The organism is Polaromonas sp. YR568 (genome assembly GCF_900116715.1).
Taxonomy (GTDB): domain Bacteria; phylum Pseudomonadota; class Gammaproteobacteria; order Burkholderiales; family Burkholderiaceae_C; genus Polaromonas.
In genome coordinates, this window is the sequence record NZ_FPBM01000005.1 from 90,495 (window position 1) to 112,712 (window position 22,218).

Sequence of the window (22,218 nt, forward strand, 5' to 3'; positions counted from 1 at the left end):
TCAGGTGGCGGGCTTGTCGTGCACCCAGCCCGTGCGCACCAGGAACTTGAACACCCAGCGTATCGACAGCACCGTCGAGATCACGCGGAAGAAATGAAAGGCCGTCACGATGGGCGCGCCTATGCCAAAGGTCTTGGCAATGATGGCCATCTCGGCCGTACCGCCCGGCGCGACGGCGAGGAACGCCGTCAGCAATGTAATGACACCGGTTTTGCTGAGGCCCCAGGCCAGCAGCACACAGATGGCCAGCATGCTGAGCGTGACCGCCGCAGCGGAGGCCAGCATGCGCGGCGACTTGATGAAGAACTGGCGCGTCATGTGCTGGCCAAGGCTCCAGCCGATCAGCACCTGTGCCACCACCAGCGCTTCAGGAAACATCCGCCCATTCACACCCGAGGCGGCAAACGAGCCGGCCATGATCACCGGCCCCAGCAACCAGGCATTGGGCACACGCATGCGGTCGGCCAGCCAGCCGCAGGCCGGCGCCAGGAAAACAAATAACAACGCGAGCTGCCAGCCGATGGCCGGCGTGGCGGCTGAAATATAGGGGCCGGCTTTTTCGCCGCTGTAGTGCGCAACGACCGAGGCCAGCGTGACCACCAGGATGATGCGAATGGCATGGGCAGAAGCCACCTGCGCGCCGTCGGCACCGGCTTTTTGCGCCTGCAAGGCCATCTCGGCCGATGCGCCGACCGCCACGGAGTAAATCGCCGTCGGCCCGTCGATGCCGGCCAGGCGCTGGATGACGCGCGAAAACAGCATGGTGAGCATGATGGAAAACGCGGCGCCCGCAAGCATCCAGTGCCCCAGCGATGCGACCTCGCGAATTACCTCCTGGGTGAAGGTCAGCCCCAGCGCTGTGCCGATGGTGATCTGCGCGGCACGCCGGCCCTGCAGCGGTTGCCGCCCGCCCACACCCAGCAGCATTACCAGCGCGGTGCCCATCATCGCGCCCAGCACCCAGGGCAGCGGGATCTTCAGCGAGAACGCCGCATAGCCGCCGGCAGCCGCAGCGGCCAGTGTCAGCAGCCTGCGTCCCCACAGCTGGAAGGCCGACTGCGGTGGAACTGGTGGCGTGGCCGGTGGCGTGGCTGGCGGTGTGACTGGTGGTGGAGCCTTGTCAGACACTCAAGTAAGTCCCGCCATTGACGTGCAGGGTCTGCCCGGTGATAAACCGCGCCGATGGCCCGGCCAGCCAGACCACCGACGCGGCAATCTCGGCAGCCGTGCCGCGCCGGCCCAGCAGCGGATGGTGTTTGGCGTGGTGCTTGGGCGCGGCGGTGGAACTGCTGGTGGCGCGCTGCGTGTCGACCATGCCGGGCGAGACGCAGTTCACCGTGATGCCTTCGGGCGACAGGTCGTGCGCGAGCGCGCGCGTCAACCCACCCAGGCCAGCTTTGGCGGTGACCACATGCACACGCTCAGGCGCGCCGGTGTGCGATGTCATCCCGCCTATGTTGATGACGGCTGCGCGGTCAGAAGCCCGCAGCAGCGGCAGCGCCGCCTGCGTGCAAAAGAAAGCGCCATCGAGGATGACAGACAGCGTGTCGCGCCAGTCGCGGGCGGAGATGGCGTCCAGCGGGGCCTCGCGCCGTATCGCTGCGTTGTTCACCAGGATGTCGAGGCGGCCCCACCTGGCCTTGATGCTGACAACCATGGCCGCCACAGCGGCCTGGTCGGTCACGTCGGCCACACACAGCAAGGCCTGCCCGCCGGCAGCAATGATTTCATCGACCACGGCTTGGCCCTCGGCTGCGGAGGAGCGCACATTGACGGCAATTGCCACGCCCGTGGCGGCCAGGCCCAGCGCGATTTCGCGCCCGATGTTGCGGCCCGAGCCGGTGACCAGTGCGACGGCCTGGGGTTTTGTTGGGTTGCTCATGAAACGTCCTTCAGTCTTCAAAAACCTTCAAGCCGGCAGGCGGGACAAGTCAACCTTGGACTGCTCAAGCAGGCCGGCCATCACGTCGGCCATCTGCTGCGCCTGCGCGGCCGTCAGCCCGCCGTAGAGGCAGTTGGCCACAAACTTGCGTTTGATGTCGTCATCGCTGAGCGGATGCTCGGCGCCGCCCTTGAAGTAGCCCTGGCGGTGCTCATACACCTCGCCGTTTTTCAGCGTGATGCGCAGGTGGCCGGTGAACTGGTTGGGGTAAGGGTTGGCCGGGTCGATGATGTAAGAGACCTTGCCCGCCAGGCGCGTCATGGCCGGGTCCTTCACCACGTCTTCGTCGTACTCGCCCAGGCCCGCGTCGCCCTTGAGGATGCCGGCGGCAATCGCATAGGGCGTGCTGAACTTGGCGGCATAGCCATTGGGCGGCGACTGCTTCATGGCAAGCGGCTCCCAGAGCCGGTGAACAATGCCTTCGGCGGTTTCGGCTTCTATGGTGGCGATCTGCTCGGGGTCGATGTTGCGGGCGCGGAATTCACGGCCGCAGTCGATGTAGGGGTGCGACATGGTGCCGCAGGCATAGGGCTTGAAGGCAATGGTGGTGCACAGCCACTGCTTGCCGAAGCCGTCCATCATCTCTTCAAACTTGCCGTCCAGCGTGTTGGCAAAACCATGGAAAAGACCGTGGTGGCCTTCAAATACGGTGCGCGGCCCGACGAAGCCGCCCTGGGCAAGCCGCACGGCGCGGTAGCCCGACTGGGCCGCCCAGCCGGGGTGCATGCGTTTGGTCCAGGAGCCGTCAGCCAGGTATTCGATCAAGCCGCCGGCCATGCTGCCGGCGATGCCGAAGGCGTTGACAAATTCTTCTTCCGACAGGCGCAGCGCGGCGCCAATGCCGGCGACAGCGCCCATCACGCCGAAGATGGCGGTGGGATGAAAGCCGGCTTTGTGCACACGCATGGGCGCGACCTTGCACAGGCGGCAGGTCACTTCCAGTCCCACCGCGATGCCGCGCAGCAGGTCGGCGCCCGAGAGCTGGTGGCGTTCGGCCGCGGCCAGCAGCGCCGGGATGATGACCACGCCGGCATGCACGGGCCCGCCTTCATAGGTGTCGTCGAAATCTTCGCCGTGGCCGGCGATGCCGTTGACAAAGGCAGCGCCTTCGGCCGTCAGCTTGCGTGGAAATCCGATGGCGGTGCATTGGCCGTCGCCGTCCAGCGAAGCCAGCGCCGCGGTCACATAGGTCTGGCTGCGCGCGGCCAGGCACAGGCCGGCGATGTCAAGCAGCAGGCGGTTGGCGACAGCGCGCGTGCCGGCGTAGTCCGCGGGCTTGCAAGCCAGGATGCCTTTGGCCAGGCGTTCGGAAATAGTGGGAGAGGTGACGGTTGATTTAGGGCTGCTGGACATGTGCGTGTTTCCTCGTTTCTTTTAAAGGGTTGCGGGCGCGGCGCCGGCGTTCTGGGCTTCACCGAAACCGGCGACGCGAAGCGCCTGGCGGTCGCCCGTCAGGCGGCGCATGAAGTCGCGGGCGCGCTCAGGGCTTTTGGCATGCGCGGCCAGGGCCGCGGAATAAATGACTTTGCTTTGCAGCTCGGCCGGCAACGGGCCGGCCAGCACCATGCCGGCGCCGGCGATGATTTCCGTCATCTGCATGACGCCAAGCTCACGCGGGCCGGTGCCGCGCGCCAGCTCGGCCATGGCCGCGTGGCCGCTGCTGCAATAAACCAGGCGCGGGCGCAGCTGCTCCAGAATCTCCAGCCGCTCCAGCACTTTGATCAGCACCATGCCGGCGGTGGCCACGGCGGGGTCGGGGCAGACAATTTTTTCCGCAGCCAGCAGGTTTGCGCGCAAGGCCTGCATGTTGGCGACCTCGGGCACGGGGGTGCCGGCGCGCACGGCCAGGCCTGTGCCCACAGTGCCGAGTGCTGCGCGTGTACCCGGCACCACGAGTTTTTTCTGTACCAGCTCATCGAGCAGGCCGTCGGTCAGCACGATGACATCGACAGGTTCACCCACCAGCACGCGCGACTTCATGGACTGGACAGCTCCATAACAGGCATTGACGGTGCCGGGGTTTTCCAGCTGGAGGGCCTCCACCAGCCGTGCCACCACGGCCTGCGCGGCACCGGCACTGAGAATATTAAGAGCTTCCAAACATCTCTCCAAAATGGGCTTCTTCGCCGTCTTTTTGCAGCCGGCAACACGTTGACGCGTACCTTGAAAGGCGCAAGTCCACCCACGGGCAGGGTGCGGCTTCTCGCCGCGGCCCTGCCGCTGTTTTAAAAAATCGACCGTTTAAATAATTGCCGCTCAGCGCACCAGCTTCATGCCGGCAAGCTGGAACTGGGTGCGCATGTCTTTTTCGATCGCCTCGATGGCTTTGCCCAGTTCAGCGCCGCCGGCATAGCTGTCTTCCAGCTGGTTGTCGGCCACGTACTTCTTCCACGAAGCGGTCTGGCGCAGCTTGGAGAACAGGTCTTCGTAATAGGCCAGCGCCTCTTTCGGAATCGCCGGGGGCGCAACGACAGCGCGGATCTGCGGCGTGGCCACGATGTCAAAACCGGCCTGCTTCAGCGTAGGCGTGTTGGGGTAACCGGGCAGCGGGGTGTCTGCGATCTGCGCCAGCACGCGCAGCTTGCCGGCGCGAATCTGCTCACCGGCTTCCTGGGGTTCGATCACCATCATGTCGACGTGCCCGCCCAGCAGGGCAGCCAGGCGCTCACCACCGCCCTGGAAGGAAACAAACGCCCACTTGGCGCCGGTGTGCTGTTGCAGCTGCTGGCGCACGATGTTGTCGCGCGAAGTGACCGAACCACCGGACTGCTTGAGTTCACCCGGTTTGGCCTTGGCGGCGTCGATGAAGTCTTTCAGCGTCTTGTAGGGCGAGTCGGCACGCACGGCGAACACCGCGGGCTCCAGCAGCAGGCGCGCCACCGGTGTCAGGTCGTGCAGCGTTACCTTGGCTTCGCTGGTCGTCAGCGGGTTGGCAATCCACACGCTGGTGATAAAACCGATGGTGTGCGAGTCGCCTTTGCGCTCGGCGATCGCTGCGGCCGCCACAGCGCCGTTGCCACCGGGTTTGTTGACCACCTGCATGCGCACCGGCAGCAGTTTTTCCTTCTCCAGCATTTGCGCGACCGCGCGGGCCAGCAGGTCATTGCCGCCGCCGGGGCCGGTGTGGACGATGACGTCGACCGTCTTGGTCGGCTTCCACTGGGCCTGGGCCAGGCCGCTAAAGCCGGCCAGCGCCATCATGCCGACGGCACAAAGTGTTTTGGAAAATTTCATGGTTTGTCTCCTGTTTTGGGTATGGAAAGAATGCAAAGGGAACTCATACGTGGATCAGGCTTCGGCGTCGATCATCTGCACCCGCGCCGAATTGAATTTCTTGATCAGCGGAACGATCAGCAGGAAGGCGGCAATGCACAGCAGCACAGCGGGAATCGGGCGGAACAGGATGGACAGGTGGCCCTGCGACATCATGAGCGCCTGCCTCAAGGCTTTTTCCATCGAATCACCGAGCACCAGGCCCAGCACCAGGGGCGCCGTCGGGAAGTCCAGCTTGCGCATCACATAACCCACCAGGCCAAACAGCACCAGCAGGCAAAGCTGGAAGATGCTGGAGTCGGAGGTGTAAATGCCGATGATGGACACGCCCAGGATCAGCGGATACATCACATAACCCGGCATCTTGAGCAGCTGGGCAAACAGCGCGACCAGTGGCAGGTTCAGGATCAGCAGCACCACGTTGCCGATGTACATGCTGGCCACCAGGCCCCAGAACAGCGCCGGGCTTTCTTCGATGAACAGCGGGCCGGGCTTGAAGCCCCAGAGCACCAGCGCCGCGAGCAGGATGGCCGTTGTGCCGCTTCCTGGGATGCCCAGCGTCAGCAGGGGCACCATCGCGCCGGCGGTGTCGGCGTTGTTGGCGCCTTCAGGTGCGGCCACGCCTTCGATCACACCGGTGCCGAATTTTTCAGGGTGTTTGGAATACGACTTCTCGATGCCGTAGCTCAGGAAGGACGAGATCGTGGCGCCCGCACCGGGCAGGATGCCGATGAAAAAGCCGATCAGCGAACCGTTCAGGAAAGCGTATTTGCAATCCTTCAGATCCTGCCAGCTCGGCAACAGGTTTTTCAGGCCCTTGGGCACCGGCAGCATGTCCAGTGGTTTTTCGGGCTCCATGTTGGACATCACTTCACCGACGGCAAAGATACCAATGGCGACGATGACGAACTCAATCCCGCCCAGCAGCTCGGTCTGGCCGAAGGTAAAGCGCGACGTCGCCGTGAACAGGTCGGTGCCCATGCTGGCAATCCACAGGCCCACCATCATGGACAGCAAGGCCTTGGTCAATGAGTCACCAGCCAGCAGCACCACCATCGTGAGGCCCAGCACCATGAGGGCAAAGTACTCAGGCGCACTGAAGGCCAGCGTGAGCTTGGCCAGCGGCGGCGCCACCAGCATCAGCAGCACGGTGCCTATGGTGCCGGCGACAAACGAGGCAATGGCACTGATGCCCAGCGCCGCGCCTGCGCGCCCATTGCGCGCCATCTGATAGCCGTCCAGGCAGGTCACCACGGAAGAGGTCTCCCCCGGCACGTTCAGCAGGATGGAGGTGGTGGAGCCGCCGTATTTGGCGCCGTAATAGATGCCGGCAAGCATGATCATCGCGCCGGTCGGGTCCATCTTGAAGGTGAGCGGCAACAGCATTGCAATCGTTGCCGGAGGGCCGAGGCCGGGCAGCACGCCGACGACAGTGCCCAGAAAGCAGCCCAGAAAGCACATGCCCAGGTTCATCGGCGTCAACGCGACCGAAAACCCCTGCATCAATCCATTAAAAATATCCATGGTGGGTGTCTCTTTGTATTCTTAAAACAGCGTGCCGACGGGAAGCTGAAGCTCCAGCCCCCACGAGAACAATGCATAAAAGCCGACAGCCCCACCGACGGCATAGGCCAGCGCCGCTTTTTGCGGGCGCTTGAACATGATGGCGATGATGAACCAGGTGAGCAGGCCGAACGCGATCATGAAGCCCACGTATTTGATGATGGCCACGCACACCGCCAGCGCTGCCCAGCAGGTCATGGCGCGGCGCAGCTCCGACCAGCGCAGGACTTTCTGGCTCTTGGGGTCATTCTTCAGAACCGTGCCGGCGACCAGCGCCAGCGACAGCAGCACCATCACCGAGCCGTACCAGAGCGGGAAAAATCCCGGCCCCGGGCCTTCCTCGGTCATGTAGTTCCAGCCCCAGGCCTGGGTAACGATGTAGATGCCTAGCGCGGCCAATGCCAGGCCGGCCCAGAAATCGCCCTTTCGGGTGAATGCGTTCATTGCTTGTCTCCGTCTTCTTCCGACTTATGCCGGCTCACGCCGGCTTATGCGTCTTTTGTTTTTCTCACCGCCTCTTCGCGGGCGGCGGATGGTCCCTGTCGGCATGCACGCCGGCCCTCTACGGCCTGCGGGCTTGCCTTTTCTCTTGGTCTGCTACCGGGCCCTTTAGCGGCCCAGCTGCGTGTAGCGGCCGATCTCCACCAGCTCGGCAATGGTGCCGCCCGGGTCACGGAACTTGACCGGAATCACGCCCGGGTCGCTGATGACCTTGCAGCCCATGGCCTGGATGTCACGGGTGGACTTCTCCAGGTCTTCCACCTCGACGGCGAAATGATGGATGCAGGGGCCTTCGCCGGAAGCGGTGGATTCCGCAGAGGTCGTGCCCGCGTCGTACTTGATCAGGGTGAAGTCGATTTCACCGTCCGTCATGTGGCGCGAGGTGTGGTCACGCGTCTTCTTGGTCTCGGTGTCGCGGAAGTCGAACAGCTTGATATAGAAGTCGCCAACGGCCTTGATGTCTTCAACCTTCAGCGAGATGTGCGTGATGCGGCTGATCTTCTGGCCCCGGTTGTCGGTCTTGTAGCGGCCGATTTCCACCAGCTCGGCGATGGTGCCGCCCGGCGCGCGGAACTTGACCGGAATCACGCCCGGGTCGCTCACCACCACGCAGCCGTTGGCCTTGATCTCTTCCGTGGATTTGGCCAGGTCTTCCACCTCGATGCCGAAGTGGTGGATGCAGGGGCCGTCGCCGGCCGCGGTGGACTCGGCCGAGGTGGCGTCGTCGTCATAGGTGAGCAGCGTGAAATCGATTTCACCGTCCGTCATGTGGCGCGAGGTGTGGTCGCGCGTCTTCTTGGTTTCGGCGTCCTGGAAGTTGAACATCTTCTGGTAGAAGTCACCGGTTTTCTGGATATCGTCGACTTTCAGCGACAGATGGACTATTCGGCTCATGGGTATCTCCTTTACGTTTGAGGGACTCCGGGGAGTCCCCCAAGATGATTTTTTGGGCGGTAGCCAGCCAGCAGCTTCAGCGCAAAGCCGCCAGACAGCTTCCGAAAATGGGTTCATGCCTCACCGGAGGGTTCTTACTGCAGGAGATTCCGGCACCTCGCCGTTTCAACGGTGCCGCGGCGCATGCGCATGCGGGCAGCAACATCGAAAACAACATGGGACGAATGATGGGCCAAGACTATTGCTCTGTAAAATGCAATCTTTCTTATGATTAATGCGTCACGCACATGAATTTCGATTTACCCGATTTGCGCGCCTTTGTGGCGGTGGCCAAGCTGGGCAGCTTCCGCGCCGCCGCCGAAGAACTGCACCTTTCGCAGCCGGCGCTGTCGCGGCGTATCGAGAAACTGGAGGGCGCCCTGGGCGTGCGCCTGTTCCACCGCACCACACGCAAGGTAGACATGACGACGGTGGGCCGCGAGTTTTCGCACCGCGCGAACGAGCTGCTCAGCAACCTCGAGCAATCGTTAATGGGCATACGCGACGTCGCGACACACGTGAGCGGCGAGGTCACCATCGCCTGCATTCCGTCGGCTGTTCGCTATTTCCTGCCCGGCATCTTGAAGGCCTATCACGAGCGCTATCCGCAGATCATGGTGCGCATCATCGACCAGGGCGCCAACGAGGTGCTGACCACCCTGCTGCGCAATGAGGCGGACTTCGGCCTGAACTACATCGGCACGCAGGAGCCCGACCTGGAGTTCGAGCCCATCCTGAAAGAAGCTTTTGTGGTGGCCTGCCGCGTGGAACACCCGCTAGCGCGCAAGAAAAAAGTCACCTGGGCCGACTTGACCTCGCACGAATACATGTCGGTCACCAAAAACAGCGGAAACCGCTTTTTGCTGGACCTTGCCCTGAGCGAAAACGCCAACCGGCCGCGCTGGTACTGCGAGGCGCAGCACGTCTCCACACTCGTCAGCCTGGTCGAGGCCGGCCTGGGCGTGGCCGCCGTGCCGCGCCTGTCCATGCCGCCGGACGGCCACCCGGTGCTGGTCAGCGTGCCGCTGGTAGACCCCGTCATTTCGCGCACTGTGGGCCTGATCCGCCGGCGCGGCCGCCCGTTGTCGTCGGCCGCGCAGCAGCTCTATGACCAGATGGCTGCGCTGGCGCCCAAAGCCCGGCGGAAGAAAACCTTGCGATGAAAAAAGCCCGCATGAAGCGGGCTCTTTCGGAGTAAGTGGAGTAGGCGGAGGAAGCGCTTGTGTAAAGACGCGGTCTTTACACAAGCAGCGCGTTGACCCGACGCACATAGGCAGCAGGGTCGTTCGGCATGCCGCCTTCGGCCAGCAAGGCCTGGTCAAACAGGATGTGCGCCAGGTCATCGAAGTGTTCGCCGCTTTCGAGTTTTTTGACCAGCGGGTGCTGGGCATTGACTTCAAGAATCGGTTTGGATTCGGGCACTGCCTGGCCAGCCTGCTTGAGCATGCGGGCCAGCTGGGTGGACATATCGCCGTCCTGTACCACCAGGCAAGCCGGTGAATCGACCAGGCGCGTGGTGGCGCGCACGTCTTTGGCTTTGTCTTTCAGCGCATCCTTGAGCCTGTCGAGGATGGGTTTGAACTGGGTTTGCGCTTCTTCGGCGGCCTTCTTCTCGTCCTCGTCCTGCAGCTTGCCGAGGTCGACCGCGCCCTTGGCCACCGACTGCAGCGGCGTGCCGTCAAAGTCGTGCAGGTAGTTGAGCGCCCACTCATCGACTCGGTCGGCCATCAGCAGCACTTCGATGCCCTTTTTGCGGAAGATCTCCAGCTGCGGGCTGTTCTTCGCGGCGGCAAGCGTGTCGGCGGTGATGTAGTAGATCGCGTCCTGGCCTTCCTTCATGCGGGCCTTGTAGTCGGCAAAGCCCACGCTCACGGTATCGGTCGTCGATGACGCAAAGCGCAGCAGCTTGGCCAGCCGCTCGCGGTTGGCAAAATCCTCGCCCAGGCCTTCTTTGAGCACCGCGCCGAATTCGGCGTAAAAGGCCTTGAACTTCTCGGCGTCGTTGGCCGCCATGTCTTCGATCATGGACAGCACGCGCTTGGTGCAGCCTTCGCGGATGGCTTTGACGGCGCGGCTTTCCTGCAGCAGCTCGCGCGAGACGTTGAGCGGCAGGTCGGACGAATCCACCACGCCTTTGACGAATCGCAGGTAAGTCGGCATCAGCGCCTGGGCGTCGTCCATGATGAACACACGTTTGACATACAGCTTCACGCCCGCGGCCTTGTCGCGGTTGAACATGTCCATGGGCGCTTTGGCCGGGATGAACAGCAGCTGTGTGTACTCGGTCGAGCCTTCGACCCGGTTGTGCGTGGTGGCCAGCGGCGCTTCGCTGTCGTAGCTGATCTGCTTGTAGAACTCGTCGTACTGGTCCTGGGTGATGTCTTTCTTGGCGCGGGTCCACAGGGCCGCCGCCTGGTTGACGGTTTCCCATTCGCCGGTGAACACCATCTCGCCAGGCTGGTCGTTCTCACCGTCTTTCCACTCTTCTTTCTGCATGAGGATGGGCAGCGAGATGTGGTCGGAGTACTTGTTGATGATGCCCTTGAGCTTCCAGGCGTTGAGGTAATCCAGCGCATCCTCTTTCAGGTGCAGGATGATGCTGGTGCCGCGTTCGGCGCGCTCGATCTCGCTGACCTCGAATTCGCCGGTGCCGTCGCTGCTCCAGCGCACGCCCTGGCCGGCCGGCAGGCCGGCGCGCCGGCTTTCCACCGTGATCTTGTCGGCCACGATAAAGCCCGAGTAGAAGCCCACGCCGAACTGGCCGATCAGCTGCGCATCGTTTTTCTGGTCTCCCGAGAGCTTGGCCATGAAGTCGCGCGTGCCGCTCTTGGCAATGGTGCCCAGGTTGTCGATGGCCTCCTGCTGCGACAGGCCAATGCCGTTGTCGGTGATGGTCAGGGTGCTGGCTTTCTTGTCAAAGCTCACCCGCACCTTGAGTTCGGTATCGCTTTCGTACAGCGCCGCCTCATTGAGCGCCTCAAAACGCAGCTTGTCGCAGGCATCCGACGCATTGGAAATCAGCTCGCGTAGAAAGATCTCGGGGTTTGAGTACAGGGAATGGGTAACCAGCTTGAGCAACTGGGCGACTTCGGCTTGAAAAGAAAGCGTTTGTTTTGAGCTCATGGGACCTGAAAAGATGAATTTGGAAGAAAAAAAGAGAAAAAACGGGAGAAGAACGGGAAAAAGAGCAGCCCGGAACAGATTTGGAGGCGACCCGGAGCATATGGAAATAGACCGTGAAATCTCAAGAATTTTCAGAGGGCAATTGAAACAAAGTAGTTACATGTATCCGGAATTTAGAGAGGCAACACAATTTGTGACATATATCTCGGTCTCACGAGGTTTATCCAAGTCGTTGATTTTGTGAGACTTTTATCACTGACAGGGTTTTGGCGGGCGCTTACAGTTCAGTCACCAATTGTTACCAACCCCCTAAGGAGCCACCATGAACAAACTGCTACTGATCGCCGCCCTCGGTTTCGCCGCAATGGCTGCCGCCCCCGCCCAGGCTGCCACGCAAACCGGCAACTTTGACGTCAACATCACGCTGACCAGCGCCTGTGTCTACACCAAGACTTCCGACGTGGTCTTCAATTACACCTCATTCCAGACCGCTGCCGCCGCCCAGACCACGGCCGGCGCCTTCACCGTCAAGTGCACCAACACGCTGCCTTACACCCTGGCACTGGACAGCGCAGGCAGCTACACCGACGCGGCCACCAACCTGGCTTACACCCTGACGCTGAGCTCTTCCAGCGCCACCGGCAACGGTTCGGCACAGTCTTACACGGTCAACGGCTCTATCGCCGGCAACCAGGGCGGCACCTGCGCCACGGCTGGCGGCGTGTGTACCAACACCGGCAGCGCCAACAAGCAGCGCACGCTGACGATCTCTTACTAAGCAGCGCAAGGCCAGCCTCATGCCGCACACCATGCGACGTATGGCTGCCGCAGCCCTGCTGGCCCTGGGCGGCCTGTCAACGCAGGCCGGGGCCGGCTCTGCAACAGGCAGCTTTAACGTCAATATCAATCTCATGGTGCCGGCCAGCCCCAACAGCGGGCTGGGCCAGGTCCCGGCCACGAGCGGTTTTTGCACCAGCGAATCATTGAGCCAGGCCAGCAACGCCCTGGTCACCGTGGTTTGCGGCACCGGCCAGTTCGTCAGCATCCGCCCCATGCCGGGTAAACCCTTTACCGGCACCCACGGCGGCGCTTTTCGCTACATCTTCGGCCCGGGCATGGCCGCGGGCCCCAGCACCAACTCGCAGCTCAATCCCTACGTGGGGACGGGCACCGTGACCTCGCTGCGTGTGCTTGACATCAGCGGCCAGGAGGGCATTCTGGAATTCTTGGTAAGCTTCTGAGCCATGAATACTCCAAAGCCCGGGATTGCAGCCCTGTTGCCCGCCTTGTTGCTGGGCGCAGTTTTTTCCGCATTGCCCGGGCACGCCGATGCCGGCGTTTTCTCGGTCACACCGGTTCGCATCTACATGCAGCCGCGCGACCGGGCCGTCGCCATCACCCTGACCAATGAGGGCGACACGGAAGTCGCCCTGCAGGCCGACATCAATGTCTGGACGCAAAAGCCCGACGGCACGGACGACCTGGTGCTGACCGAAGACCTGATCCTGTCTCCGCCCATCATCAAGCTGGCGCCCAAGGCGCGGCAAGTCGTGCGCCTGGCGCTGCTCAAGCCGGCCGATGCCAGCCGTCAGCTGACCTACCGCATGATCGTGCGCGAGGTCCCTGAAGCGACGGCTGCTTCCAACAAAACCATCGAAGTGCCGATTGCCCTGGCGCTGTCGCTGCCGGTGTTCATCACGCCGCCCGTGGCCAAACGCGATATCAGCTGCACGGCCGCACGCGGCGCCGCGCAGGCATTGGTCGCCACCTGCGCCAACACCGGCACCGCCTACGCCCAGATCAGGGAAGTCACCTTCAAGCGCGGCGAGCAACAGCTGGCACGCCTGGAAGGCGGCACTTACATCCTGCCCGGCGCCAGCCGGCCGCTCAGCGCCAACTCGACCCAACCCGTCTCGCCCGGGCCAATGCAGGTCACGGTGACTTTTGATGACGGGAAAAGCCAGTCGTTCGAGGCTGTCCTCCCCTAGTCCTCAAAGATGCCCGGCCTGAGAAAAAATCGTGCAAACCTAAGCCCCGTTGCAATCGTCCTGGCCAGCACCCTGGCCATGTCTGTGGCACGCGGTCAGGAGCTCGTGCAGGCGCAGCAATCACCTCCGGCCGCCAGCCTTCCCGTCGTCAGCGCCACCAGCAAGGAGCGGATCATTCCGCTCGAAGTCTCCGTCAACGGCGCGGTCAGCGGCCAGTGGGCGCTGCTCGAGCGCAACGGCATCCTGTACGCACCGGCCGACGCATTTGAAGAGTGGCGCATCAAGCTGCGCGCCACGGCCGTCTCCGTCGACTACCGCGGCCAGACCTGGTACCCGCTGACCGGCGTGCCGGGTTTTGAGGCCCGCTTCAACTTTGCCAACCAGTCGGTTGACCTGGTGTTTTCGCCGGCCTCATTTGCCGCCACGCGGCTGGCGCGCGAGAACGAGGCCGCGCTAACGCTCACACCGGCCGTTCCGTCGGCCTTTGTGAACTACGACATCAGCTACACCGGCTCCCGCTTCAGGGGCGCTTCTTCGGTGCGCGACCTGAGCGCACTGACCGAGCTGGGCTTTTCGGGCAACTGGGGCGTGCTGACCTCCAGTTATGTGGGCCGCAACCTGACGGCCTCCGACCCCAACAGCCCCGCCGGCCCGGCCAGCTGGCGCCGGCTCGAGACGGTTTTCAGCCGCGATTTCCCGGAGAGCACCACCACGCTACGGATAGGTGACACCATCACGCGCACCGGCGTGTTCGGCAACAACCTGTATTACGGCGGCGTGCAGCTCACGCGCAACTTCGCGCTGCGCCCCGGCTTCATCACGCAGCCGATCCCGGTGATCGCCGGCACCTCCAGCGCGCCCAGCACGGTGGACCTCTATATCAATGACGCGCTGAGGCAAACCTCCAGCGTGCCGACGGGGCCCTTCACCATCGACAACTTTCCGCTGATCACCGGCACGGGCGAGGCCCGCGTGGTGGTGCGCGACGTGCTGGGCCGCGAGACCGTGGTGGTGCAGCCCTTTTTCACCCACAACGACCTGCTCGAAGAGGGTTTGTCGGACTGGAGTTTCGAGGCCGGCAAACTCAGGCGCAACCTCGGGCAGGACAACGCCAACTACGGCGCTACCTTCGCTTCGGGCCTCTGGCGGCAGGGCCTGAGCAAATCCGTCACGGCCGAGGCCGAGGGCAAGCTCTCGGCCGACGCCTCGGCCGTTTCGCTGGGCCTGAGCTACGAACTGCCGCTGCAGTCGCTGGGCCTGCTGGCAATCAGCCGCTCGCGCAGCAAGCTGTCCGGCCAGGGCAGCAAGTGGGCCGCCGGCGTCGAGCGCACCAGCCTCAAGCAAAGCTTCACGGCGCGGGTAGAAGGCGCCGGACGGGACTACCGCGAACTGGGCTGGGAAGACACGCGGCTGGCCAACCGCATGCAGATTTCAGCCAGCTACAACTACGCCACCGAGACCTGGGGCGCATGGGGCTTGGGCTATGCCCGTATCAACACCTATGACCGCGGCTCGCTTTCCACCGCCAGCCTGAACTACTCCATGCGGGTCGGCCAGCGCGGCGCGTTGTCTTTCACCGCCACGCGCGTGTCGGGCAGCTCGCAGGGCAACTCGGTCGGCGCCACCTTGCTGCTGCCGCTGGAAAGCGGCATCACGGTGTCCTCCAGCGTCACGCGCCGCTCCGGCGAGACAGACGCCTACATCAGCGCCAGCCGCTCGCTCAGCAGCGACACCGGCACCGGCTGGCGCGCGCTGGCCGGCACGCGCGCCGACAAGGCCTACAGCGAAGGCGGCGTTTACGTCCAGGGCGACAAATCGCTGCTGACGGCCGACATCAGCGCCTCGCGCGACCAGCAGACGGTGCGCCTGGGCGCCCAGGGCGGTGCGGTGGCAATCGACGGCCGCTTCTTCGCCTCGCGCCGTGTGGACAACAGCTTTGCACTGGTTGAAGTGGCGGGCTACCCCGATGTCAGCGTGGGCTTTCAGGGCAGCAAGCTGACGCACACCGACAAGGACGGCGTCGCCCTGCTGCCGCGCCTGCAGCCCTACCAGCGCAACAGCATCCGGCTGGACCCCAGCGAGCTGCCCATCAGCGCGGAAATCGACAACATCGAGCTGGTCGCCGTGCCGGCATCACGCACCGGGGTTAAAGTGACCTTCCCGGTGCGCTCGGGCCGCGCGGCGCTGATCAAGATTGATTTTGATGACGGCGAGGCCGCACCCGCAGGCGCCCTGGTCACGCTGGGCGGCGATGCCAAGGAATTTTTTGTGGCGCGCCGCGGCGAAGCCTTTATCACCGGCATGCAGGCCAAAAACAATTTGCGCCTGGCCTGGAACGGCCAAAGCTGCAACCTGGCGATCGAGCTGCCCGCAGGCGCCCTTGACGACATTACCCGCATCGGACCGGTGCGCTGCTCAGGAGTAAAACGATGACGAATTTCTGGCGCGCCCGCATCCTCGCCCATCTCTTGCCCCGCATCGCCGCGGGTCTCCTGGCCCTATTCGCCGGCAGCGCCTGGTCTTACAGCTGCAACATGTCGGCCGGGGGCACCGGCGTGCTGCTGGACACCTACGGCGCCAACCAGGACAGCAACGGCACCGTCACACTCAACTGCACGCGCAGCAGCGCCGAAGCCACCACGCTGACCTACCGCATCAAGGCCGACAACGGCCTGAATTACTCCACCCAGCGGCGCGCGCGGCTCGGCACTTCCGGCAACTACATGGGCTACTGGCTGCAACGCGGAACAACGGTGGGCGGCTCTGCCGCCTGCGCCAACGCCACCAACTGGCTGGAGCCGGCCACGGGCAACACCAATGTCATCACCGGCACGCTGAACTTCGGCACCTCGCTCAGCGCCTCGGCCGTCTGGGGTTACTGCGTGCGGCTGCCTTCGGTCAATATCATCTCCTACATCTTCGCGACGGCCGGCATCTACACCGACACGGTGTACATCTACGCGCAATACCCGGGTGTGGACGGCGGCGCGCTCACGCCCGAGGTGCCGCTGAACTACACCATAGGCGTGAAGGAGCAGTGCGTGTTCAACTCTTTCCCGACCAGCATCAACTTCAACTACACCTCGTTTTCCCCCACGGCGCAGACCGACACCGAACCCTTCAACCTGCGCTGCAGCGACAGCCTGCCCTGGACGGTGGCGGTCAGCCCGACCACCGGCACGGCGCTCGGGCTCAACTACACGATGAGCATCGCGCCGGCCAGCGGCACCGGCACCGGCGCCAACCAGGCCATCACGCTGACTGGCAACATGCCGGCCGGCCAGACCGGCACCTGCGCCCTCGGCAGTTGCGCCGCCAAGATCGTCCATACCGTCACGATCACCTATTAGCGATTAGTCTTGAATGGTGGCCTCACCGGCCAGCCATTGGCGCACGCAGCGCTGCACGTTCGCTGAGGTCAGCAAAGCCATGTGATCGGTTTGCCAGGCGGTGTATTGCCGCTGCGGCGCAAACACCAGGCTGCGCGAGCCATCCGCATGCAAGCCCAGCGCACTGTGCACGGGCACCAGCCCGTCGCCCCATAACTCGTCTGCCAGTGAGGCCTTGAAGGTCGCGGATGCGCGCGCGCCAGCCGGCTCGGCCGAGGTGCTGGCCGCCACAGTGAAACACGCCACGCCTTCGGGCAAAGGCAGCGGCTCACGTGCATCCGCCGCGCGCTTGAAGCGGTCAGCGCCGTGCCAGTGCGACTGCAGCACATTGCCGTGGCGCAGGTCGGTGATGCCGGCGCTGCGCACCTGGCCGATTTTGGCGAAAGGGCGCGTCACGATGTTGCTGCCCAGCACGCCGTCGACCCAGCTGCCCAGGCGCTCCAGCGGCGCGCCGTGGTGCGGGGTGCCCAAAAACACCAGCGACTTGAGCTGCGCCAGCCAGCTGTGGCCGGCTTCCGCCGCATGGTGGCAGGCGCTGCGTGCGACCAGGCCGCCCATGCTGTGCACCAGCAGCGTCAGCTCCTGCACCGGCTGCGGCCAGGCCTTGCTCAGTTGCTGCAGCAGGTTGGCCAGTTGCTCGCCGTTGGCCGATGTGTGCAACCCCGTGTTGTAGTGCAGATAAACCGGTGTGTAACCCAGCTCGCGCGCGAGAAATTCGCCGTGGCCCGGCGAGCCCGCTTTGCCGCCCAGCCATTGCAAGTCGTTCATGCACAGGCCGTGAATGAGCACCAACACCTTGCCTGTGGCGGCCGGCAGTTGCGCGGCCAGCGCATGCGGTTCCATGACCAGGGGCCGGCCTTCGCTGCGCAAGCTCATGGAAATCGCCAGCGGATTGGCAGTTTCTTGCAGCTGGTCGCCCAGCACGCCGTTCAGGGCCGACAGCATGGCCTCGCGCTGCGGCGTCGAGGCCTTGTGCGCCGTCAGCGGCGCCGCGCGAGCGAGCGCCGCATTGGCCGCGCCGCCGGCCAGTTTCGTCACGCCCTTGATGCTGCCGTAGACCAGCCCCGTGATGCCCAGACGCCGCACGCCGCTGCTACCGGGCATGCGATCAATAAACTTCGCGCCTGCCTGCCCAAAAGGTGCGGCGACGGCTTTGTACACATTGCCCTGCACGGTTTCGGCCACGCCGGTGATGCCTAGCGTGGCCTGCGTGGCCAGTTGCGCCAGCCCCTGGATGTCGGAGACATGCAGCCAGGTGGGCAGCAGCTTCGATGAAGGCGTGGTCGGGTCTGGTGTGTGCATGCCGCCATTGTGGGGCTACGCACGCGCGGAGGCCAGCAAAGCCGGTGCCGCCGGGCGCAAGCGCCCTACTCGCCCTACTCGCCCTACTGGCAAAGGCGCAGCAACTCCGTCGGCACCGCCGGCTCAATGACGCCGCCATTAGGCGGCAAGGCCGGCACAGGCTCGGGCGCCGAGGGGTTGAGCACATTGTGGATGCGCGCCGCCAGCACAAAACGCGGATAAGCCGCGTCGCCCACGGTGTTGCTGCCATTGGCCAGCAAGATCACGTCATAGCCGCTGCCATAGCCGGCATTGGCCGCGGCAAAGCTCACCGTCTGCCCGGCCGCGCCATAGCTGCCCGGCCCACCGAGCGAGGCCAGGCCCATGCCGATGGGGGCAAACTTGCCGTCGGTCAAGCGAGCAGGTGTGCGCATCAAAGCCAGGCTGGGCGCCGACAACACGGCGCCGCCCCTGAGCGCGCCGTTCCAGCGCACCATGTCGGAAGCGGTAGACACCACGCCGCCCGTCGCGTCGAAACCCGAATTGAGGTCGGGGCACATCAGCCAGGCATCGCCCGGTTTGACGCGGTAGTAGCCGCGCGCCGCTTCAGGCCGGGCCACCGGCCCCAACAGATAAGACGCCGACATGCCCGCAGGCCTGAACAGCAGTTGCGTGAAGGCCTGCTCCAGCGGCAGGCCGCTGACACGTTCGATCACGCGGCCCAGCAGGATGTAGCCGGCGTTTGAATAATCGTAGGCCGAGCCCGGCGGTGCAAAGAGGCCGCGGGCGGTGAGGTTGGCAAAAAGCTTTTCTTTGCTGATGGGCGGCTCCTGCAACAGTGCCGGCACGCTGTCCAGCAGCACGTCATCGGCATCGTGCACCGCACCGGGAATGCCCGCCACCATCTGCATGACCTGGCCTATGGTCGGGTCCGGCTGGTAGCGCACCTCGGGGATCCAGCGCGACAGCGGATCGGCCAGCGAAATCTTGTTCTGCTCCTGCAGCTTCAGCAGCGCGGCGGCCGTCAGCTGCTTGGTGACCGAGCCGATCTTCACCGGCGTGGCGGCCGACATGGGCACGCCGGCCCTGATATCGGCCGCGCCGTAGCCGCGCGCATACAAAACCGTGCCGCCCTTGCCGATAGCCAGTTGCAGGCCTGGCAGCATGGCCGGCACATACTCGGCCACCAGCGCGTCGATCTGCGCAGCAAGCGCCGGTGAGATATCGGGTGAACGTTCAAACGCCGGTTGTGCGCCGGCCACCGGCGCCAGGCAACATGCCGCTGCCGCCACCAAGCCCGCGATCACTCGCCGCGGGAAACCTTTTGCATGATCATCTACTCGCATCTGCCTGCTCCTCCGGTATGGGTTTGAACTGCCCGCCAGCTTAGCGGCCGCGGGGCCGTTTTTGATGTCCGGAGTATTTCAGAACCAGCGCCCGCATTGCAACTGAAACATGACACCACCGCCGGGGCCTGTTCAAAACACCGCGGATGAATTCAAATCCGGGGTGATGGGCTGCATGGAGTGAGGCAGCCCTTCCGGAGGCAATCCTGCGCCTCTCTCTGCCTATGAACCACAACAAAAGGTTTTACATGCGCCGAATTTCCTGGATCGCCCTGGCCTCCCTGTCGATGGCCAGCCTGGGGGCGCACGCCGCGCCCGTCGTCCTCACCTGCCCCTCCACCCTTGCAGTGGCGGAAAGCGCCAAGCCGCCCGCCGGCTGGGAGGCCGTGCCGGCCGGCCACCCGCGTGCGTTCAGCAACCTCGGCCTTTTCTCTGGCCATCCGCGCGAGATGGCCAGCCTGGTGCCGGACAAACAGAATCGCAGCGGCAAACAGCTGCTATCGACCTGGAACCTGCCCGGCGGCAGCGAGCGCTACTGGCTGGCCTGCGGTTATACCCAAAGTGCGCTGCAGGCCGCCCAGCCCCTGCCCGCAGGTTTGACGCGCTGCACCGCCACGCACACAGGCCCCAACGCCGCGCTGCAAGCCAGCCCGGAATTGCGCTGTGAATAGGCGCCGCATCACGCTGGCGTCGCGCCACGCGCTGGTGCGCACCGCCAGGCGGTAAAACAGATTTCAGCCCCGGCCCTGGGCCTGCGCTTCGGCAGGGTCCGCGTGCTGGGCTGTCTGCGCCATGCAATAGGCAAACAGGCCCTCCAGCTCGCTGGACTTGTCAAACACGGCGTCGGCGCCCAGGTCGGCGGCGCGCCGCCGGATGTCCTGCGTCGCATAGTTGGTCAGCACCACCACCTTTTGATACGAATTGCGGTTGCGGCAACCTGCCAGCACGCCCAGGCCGCTGCCTTCCTTCAAGAAAAGGTCGACGATGGCCAGATGCCAATCACCGTTGTGGGTCTTCAGCCAATGGGTGGCTTCGGCCTGGGTGGCACTGTGCCCTGTGATTTCGACAGCGGCGATCTCCTGGAGCGCCTCGATGAGGTTGTCCAGAACGATCTTGTTGTCTTCGACGAGGTAAGTGATGAGTGCCATGCAACCCACTTTAGGCCGCATGTCAAAAGACACTGCCATCCGTTGACCTACATCGGAGTAGGACAGCACACTCGCGGCCGCCGCAAAGGGACAAAACCGCCCCCACGCCGGTAGGGTTAAAAGCGCTCGTGCGGCGCCAGATAGCGCCACTGCCCCACCGGCAGGTGGCCCAGGTTGACCTGGCCGATGCGCACGCGTTTGAGTCCTGTCACAAAAAGACCCACTTGCTCACACATGCGGCGTATCTGGCGCTTTTTGCCTTCCTTGAGGATAAAACGCAGCTGCTCGGGGTTTTGCCATGACACCTGCGCGGGCTTGAGCGCCTGGCCGTCCAGGCTCAGGCCATGGTTCAGCAAGGCCAGCTTTTCGCGCGGGAACAAGGCCTGCACATTGACCGATTCAGGCCCGTAGCTGACCCGCACCAGATACTCCTTTTCAATCTCGGAGTCTTCGCCGATGAGCTGGCGCGCCACACGCCCGTCCTGCGTCAGCACCAGCAGGCCTATGGAGTCGATGTCCAGCCGGCCCGCCGGGGCCAGCCCGCGCAATTGCTCATGGCCCCAGCGCATGCGGCTGTTGCATTCGCGCCAGCGGTTTTGCGGCTGCACCAGCACCACCGCCGGTTCATGCCCGTCCTCGGCCTGGCCGCTGACGTAGCCCACCGGCTTGTTGATCAGAATCGTGACCTGCTGGCGCTGCTGCTGCTCGGCCTGGCGGTCGACCTCGATGCGCGCATCCGCCGCCACTGGCTGGCCCATCACGGCGGGCGCGCCGTTCACGCGCACCCAGCCGCGCGCGATCCAGTCATCGGCCTCGCGGCGTGAGCACAGGCCCAGCTCGGCCATGCGTTTGTTCAGGCGCACGGTGGCTGCCGGCGCGCCGGGTGCGGCTGCGGGGGCGGCGGCTTTGGGAATGCGAACAGCGGCGCCCACGGGTTTGGGGCCTGCGCCGGGTTTGAGGGGATCTTGCATGGGCTGTGTAAGGTAGGGGCCGGCCTGGACGGCCGGATCGCCGCTTATTGTCCCACCCAGAGCCGGTAACCCACAGCCGTTTCCGTCAGCAGGTGTTTGGGCTGGGCCGGGTCGGCTTCGAGCTTCTGGCGCAAATGGCCCATATAGATGCGCAAATAGTGATTCTGCCCCGCATGCGCCGGGCCCCACACTTCGCGCAGCAGCTGGCGGTGCGTCAACACGCGCCCTGCATTGCTCATCAGCACGGTGAGCAGGCGGTATTCGATGGGCGTCAGGTGCACTTCCACGCCTGCGCGCCGCACCAGCCGTGCCTGGCGGTCCACCTCCACATCGCCAAAGCTAAAGAGCGGCTCCTCGGGCGCGCCGTCGGCTCCGGCCGCGCGCGGGCGGCGCAGGTTGGCGCGCACACGCGCCAGAAGCTCGCCCACACCAAAAGGTTTGGTGAGGTAGTCGTCGGCGCCGGCGTCCAGCGCGGCGATCTTGTCGGCCTCGTCGGCGCGCGCCGACAGCACCACGATGGGCACCGCCGACCAGCCGCGCACGTCGCGTATCACGTCCAGCCCGTCACCGTCAGGCAGGCCCAGGTCCAGCACCAGCAGGTCGGGCTTGCGCGTGCCGGCTTCAACCAGCCCGCGCTGGGCGGTGTCGGCCTCAAACACCTGCCAGCCTTCGCCCTCCAGCGCTGCGCGGACAAAGCGGCGTATCTGCGGCTCGTCTTCAATCACAACGGCAACAGGTGTGGGGTTGGACATGGGTAAAA

21 protein-coding genes are annotated in these 22,218 nt (G+C 64.3%); 7 read left to right on the plus strand and 14 right to left on the minus strand.

Annotated features, from left to right (window positions below):
* From BM408_RS12355 to BM408_RS12390, 8 genes are all read right to left on the minus strand, one after another.
* Complete coding sequence (locus BM408_RS12355) at nucleotides 1-1,128, minus strand: AbrB family transcriptional regulator (protein WP_092130171.1); 1,128 nt, start codon at nucleotides 1,126-1,128, stop codon at nucleotides 1-3.
* Nucleotides 1,121-1,882: an SDR family NAD(P)-dependent oxidoreductase gene (locus tag BM408_RS12360; protein WP_092130172.1), complete on the minus strand. Its 762-nt coding sequence runs from the start codon at nucleotides 1,880-1,882 to the stop codon at nucleotides 1,121-1,123. The genes BM408_RS12355 and BM408_RS12360 overlap by 8 nt, the downstream gene beginning before the upstream one ends.
* A gap of 27 nt (nucleotides 1,883-1,909) precedes the next feature.
* Entirely contained in the window at nucleotides 1,910-3,295 is a 1,386-nt protein-coding gene (locus tag BM408_RS12365) for an MmgE/PrpD family protein (RefSeq protein ID WP_092130173.1), read from the minus strand.
* A gap of 21 nt (nucleotides 3,296-3,316) precedes the next feature.
* Nucleotides 3,317-4,042: a molybdate ABC transporter substrate-binding protein gene (locus BM408_RS12370; RefSeq protein WP_175541770.1), complete on the minus strand. Its 726-nt coding sequence runs from the start codon at nucleotides 4,040-4,042 to the stop codon at nucleotides 3,317-3,319.
* Between the two features lie 156 nt (nucleotides 4,043-4,198).
* The gene (locus BM408_RS12375; protein WP_092130175.1) at nucleotides 4,199-5,176 is read right to left on the minus strand and encodes a Bug family tripartite tricarboxylate transporter substrate binding protein; all 978 of its coding nucleotides are present in this window, start codon (nucleotides 5,174-5,176) and stop codon (nucleotides 4,199-4,201) included.
* 54 nt (nucleotides 5,177-5,230) lie between these two features.
* On the minus strand, nucleotides 5,231-6,739 hold the full coding sequence (locus BM408_RS12380) for a tripartite tricarboxylate transporter permease (RefSeq protein WP_092130176.1): 1,509 nt from the start codon (nucleotides 6,737-6,739) through the stop codon (nucleotides 5,231-5,233).
* Nucleotides 6,740-6,760: 21 nt separating this feature from the next.
* Nucleotides 6,761-7,222 (minus strand): tripartite tricarboxylate transporter TctB family protein, encoded by a 462-nt coding sequence (locus BM408_RS12385; protein ID WP_092130177.1) that lies wholly within the window; start codon nucleotides 7,220-7,222, stop codon nucleotides 6,761-6,763.
* Nucleotides 7,223-7,387: 165 nt separating this feature from the next.
* Entirely contained in the window at nucleotides 7,388-8,173 is a 786-nt protein-coding gene (locus BM408_RS12390) for a VOC family protein (RefSeq protein ID WP_139237338.1), read from the minus strand.
* A 287-nt stretch (nucleotides 8,174-8,460) separates the two neighbouring features.
* On the opposite strand from BM408_RS12390, the gene BM408_RS12395 reads away from it, so the two are divergent.
* Nucleotides 8,461-9,375, plus strand: a complete 915-nt coding sequence (locus BM408_RS12395) for a LysR family transcriptional regulator (protein WP_092130179.1) — start codon at nucleotides 8,461-8,463, stop codon at nucleotides 9,373-9,375.
* Nucleotides 9,376-9,451: 76 nt separating this feature from the next.
* On the opposite strand, the gene htpG is transcribed toward BM408_RS12395, so the two are convergent.
* The gene (htpG, locus tag BM408_RS12400) at nucleotides 9,452-11,335 is read right to left on the minus strand and encodes a molecular chaperone HtpG (RefSeq protein WP_092130180.1); all 1,884 of its coding nucleotides are present in this window, start codon (nucleotides 11,333-11,335) and stop codon (nucleotides 9,452-9,454) included.
* Nucleotides 11,336-11,657: 322 nt separating this feature from the next.
* On the opposite strand from htpG, the gene BM408_RS12405 reads away from it, so the two are divergent.
* From BM408_RS12405 to BM408_RS12425, 5 genes are all read left to right on the plus strand, one after another.
* A complete protein-coding gene (locus BM408_RS12405) occupies nucleotides 11,658-12,113 on the plus strand; it encodes a spore coat protein U domain-containing protein (protein WP_092130181.1) in 456 nt (151 codons plus the stop codon).
* 31 nt (nucleotides 12,114-12,144) lie between these two features.
* On the plus strand, nucleotides 12,145-12,576 hold the full coding sequence (locus tag BM408_RS12410) for a hypothetical protein (protein ID WP_139237339.1): 432 nt from the start codon (nucleotides 12,145-12,147) through the stop codon (nucleotides 12,574-12,576).
* A gap of 3 nt (nucleotides 12,577-12,579) precedes the next feature.
* A complete protein-coding gene (locus tag BM408_RS12415) occupies nucleotides 12,580-13,323 on the plus strand; it encodes a fimbrial biogenesis chaperone (protein ID WP_092130183.1) in 744 nt (247 codons plus the stop codon).
* A 78-nt stretch (nucleotides 13,324-13,401) separates the two neighbouring features.
* On the plus strand, nucleotides 13,402-15,756 hold the full coding sequence (locus tag BM408_RS12420) for a fimbria/pilus outer membrane usher protein (RefSeq protein WP_254774795.1): 2,355 nt from the start codon (nucleotides 13,402-13,404) through the stop codon (nucleotides 15,754-15,756).
* On the plus strand, nucleotides 15,753-16,673 hold the full coding sequence (locus BM408_RS12425) for a Csu type fimbrial protein (RefSeq protein WP_092130185.1): 921 nt from the start codon (nucleotides 15,753-15,755) through the stop codon (nucleotides 16,671-16,673). Before BM408_RS12420 ends, BM408_RS12425 begins: the two co-directional genes overlap by 4 nt.
* Nucleotides 16,674-16,676: 3 nt before the next feature.
* Here BM408_RS12425 and BM408_RS12430 read toward each other — a convergent pair whose 3' ends face one another.
* Together BM408_RS12430 and BM408_RS12435 are read right to left on the minus strand one after the other, a co-directional pair.
* On the minus strand, nucleotides 16,677-18,014 hold the full coding sequence (locus BM408_RS12430) for an esterase/lipase family protein (protein ID WP_092130186.1): 1,338 nt from the start codon (nucleotides 18,012-18,014) through the stop codon (nucleotides 16,677-16,679).
* Between the two features lie 83 nt (nucleotides 18,015-18,097).
* A complete protein-coding gene (locus BM408_RS12435; RefSeq protein ID WP_092130187.1) occupies nucleotides 18,098-19,339 on the minus strand; it encodes a serine hydrolase domain-containing protein in 1,242 nt (413 codons plus the stop codon).
* A gap of 248 nt (nucleotides 19,340-19,587) precedes the next feature.
* On the opposite strand from BM408_RS12435, the gene BM408_RS12440 reads away from it, so the two are divergent.
* Nucleotides 19,588-20,010 (plus strand): STY0301 family protein, encoded by a 423-nt coding sequence (locus BM408_RS12440; RefSeq protein ID WP_139237340.1) that lies wholly within the window; start codon nucleotides 19,588-19,590, stop codon nucleotides 20,008-20,010.
* Between the two features lie 63 nt (nucleotides 20,011-20,073).
* Here BM408_RS12440 and BM408_RS12445 read toward each other — a convergent pair whose 3' ends face one another.
* The 3 genes from BM408_RS12445 to kdpE all read right to left on the minus strand — a co-directional run bounded on the left by BM408_RS12445 (nucleotide 20,074) and on the right by kdpE (nucleotide 22,210).
* The gene (locus BM408_RS12445; RefSeq protein ID WP_092130189.1) at nucleotides 20,074-20,487 is read right to left on the minus strand and encodes a response regulator; all 414 of its coding nucleotides are present in this window, start codon (nucleotides 20,485-20,487) and stop codon (nucleotides 20,074-20,076) included.
* 116 nt (nucleotides 20,488-20,603) lie between these two features.
* The gene (locus BM408_RS12450) at nucleotides 20,604-21,458 is read right to left on the minus strand and encodes a pseudouridine synthase (RefSeq protein WP_092130190.1); all 855 of its coding nucleotides are present in this window, start codon (nucleotides 21,456-21,458) and stop codon (nucleotides 20,604-20,606) included.
* 44 nt (nucleotides 21,459-21,502) lie between these two features.
* Nucleotides 21,503-22,210 carry a two-component system response regulator KdpE gene (gene kdpE, locus BM408_RS12455; RefSeq protein WP_092130191.1) on the minus strand — a complete coding sequence of 236 codons (708 nt, stop codon included), beginning with the start codon at nucleotides 22,208-22,210 and terminating at the stop codon, nucleotides 21,503-21,505.
* Nucleotides 22,211-22,218 lie beyond the last annotated feature (8 nt).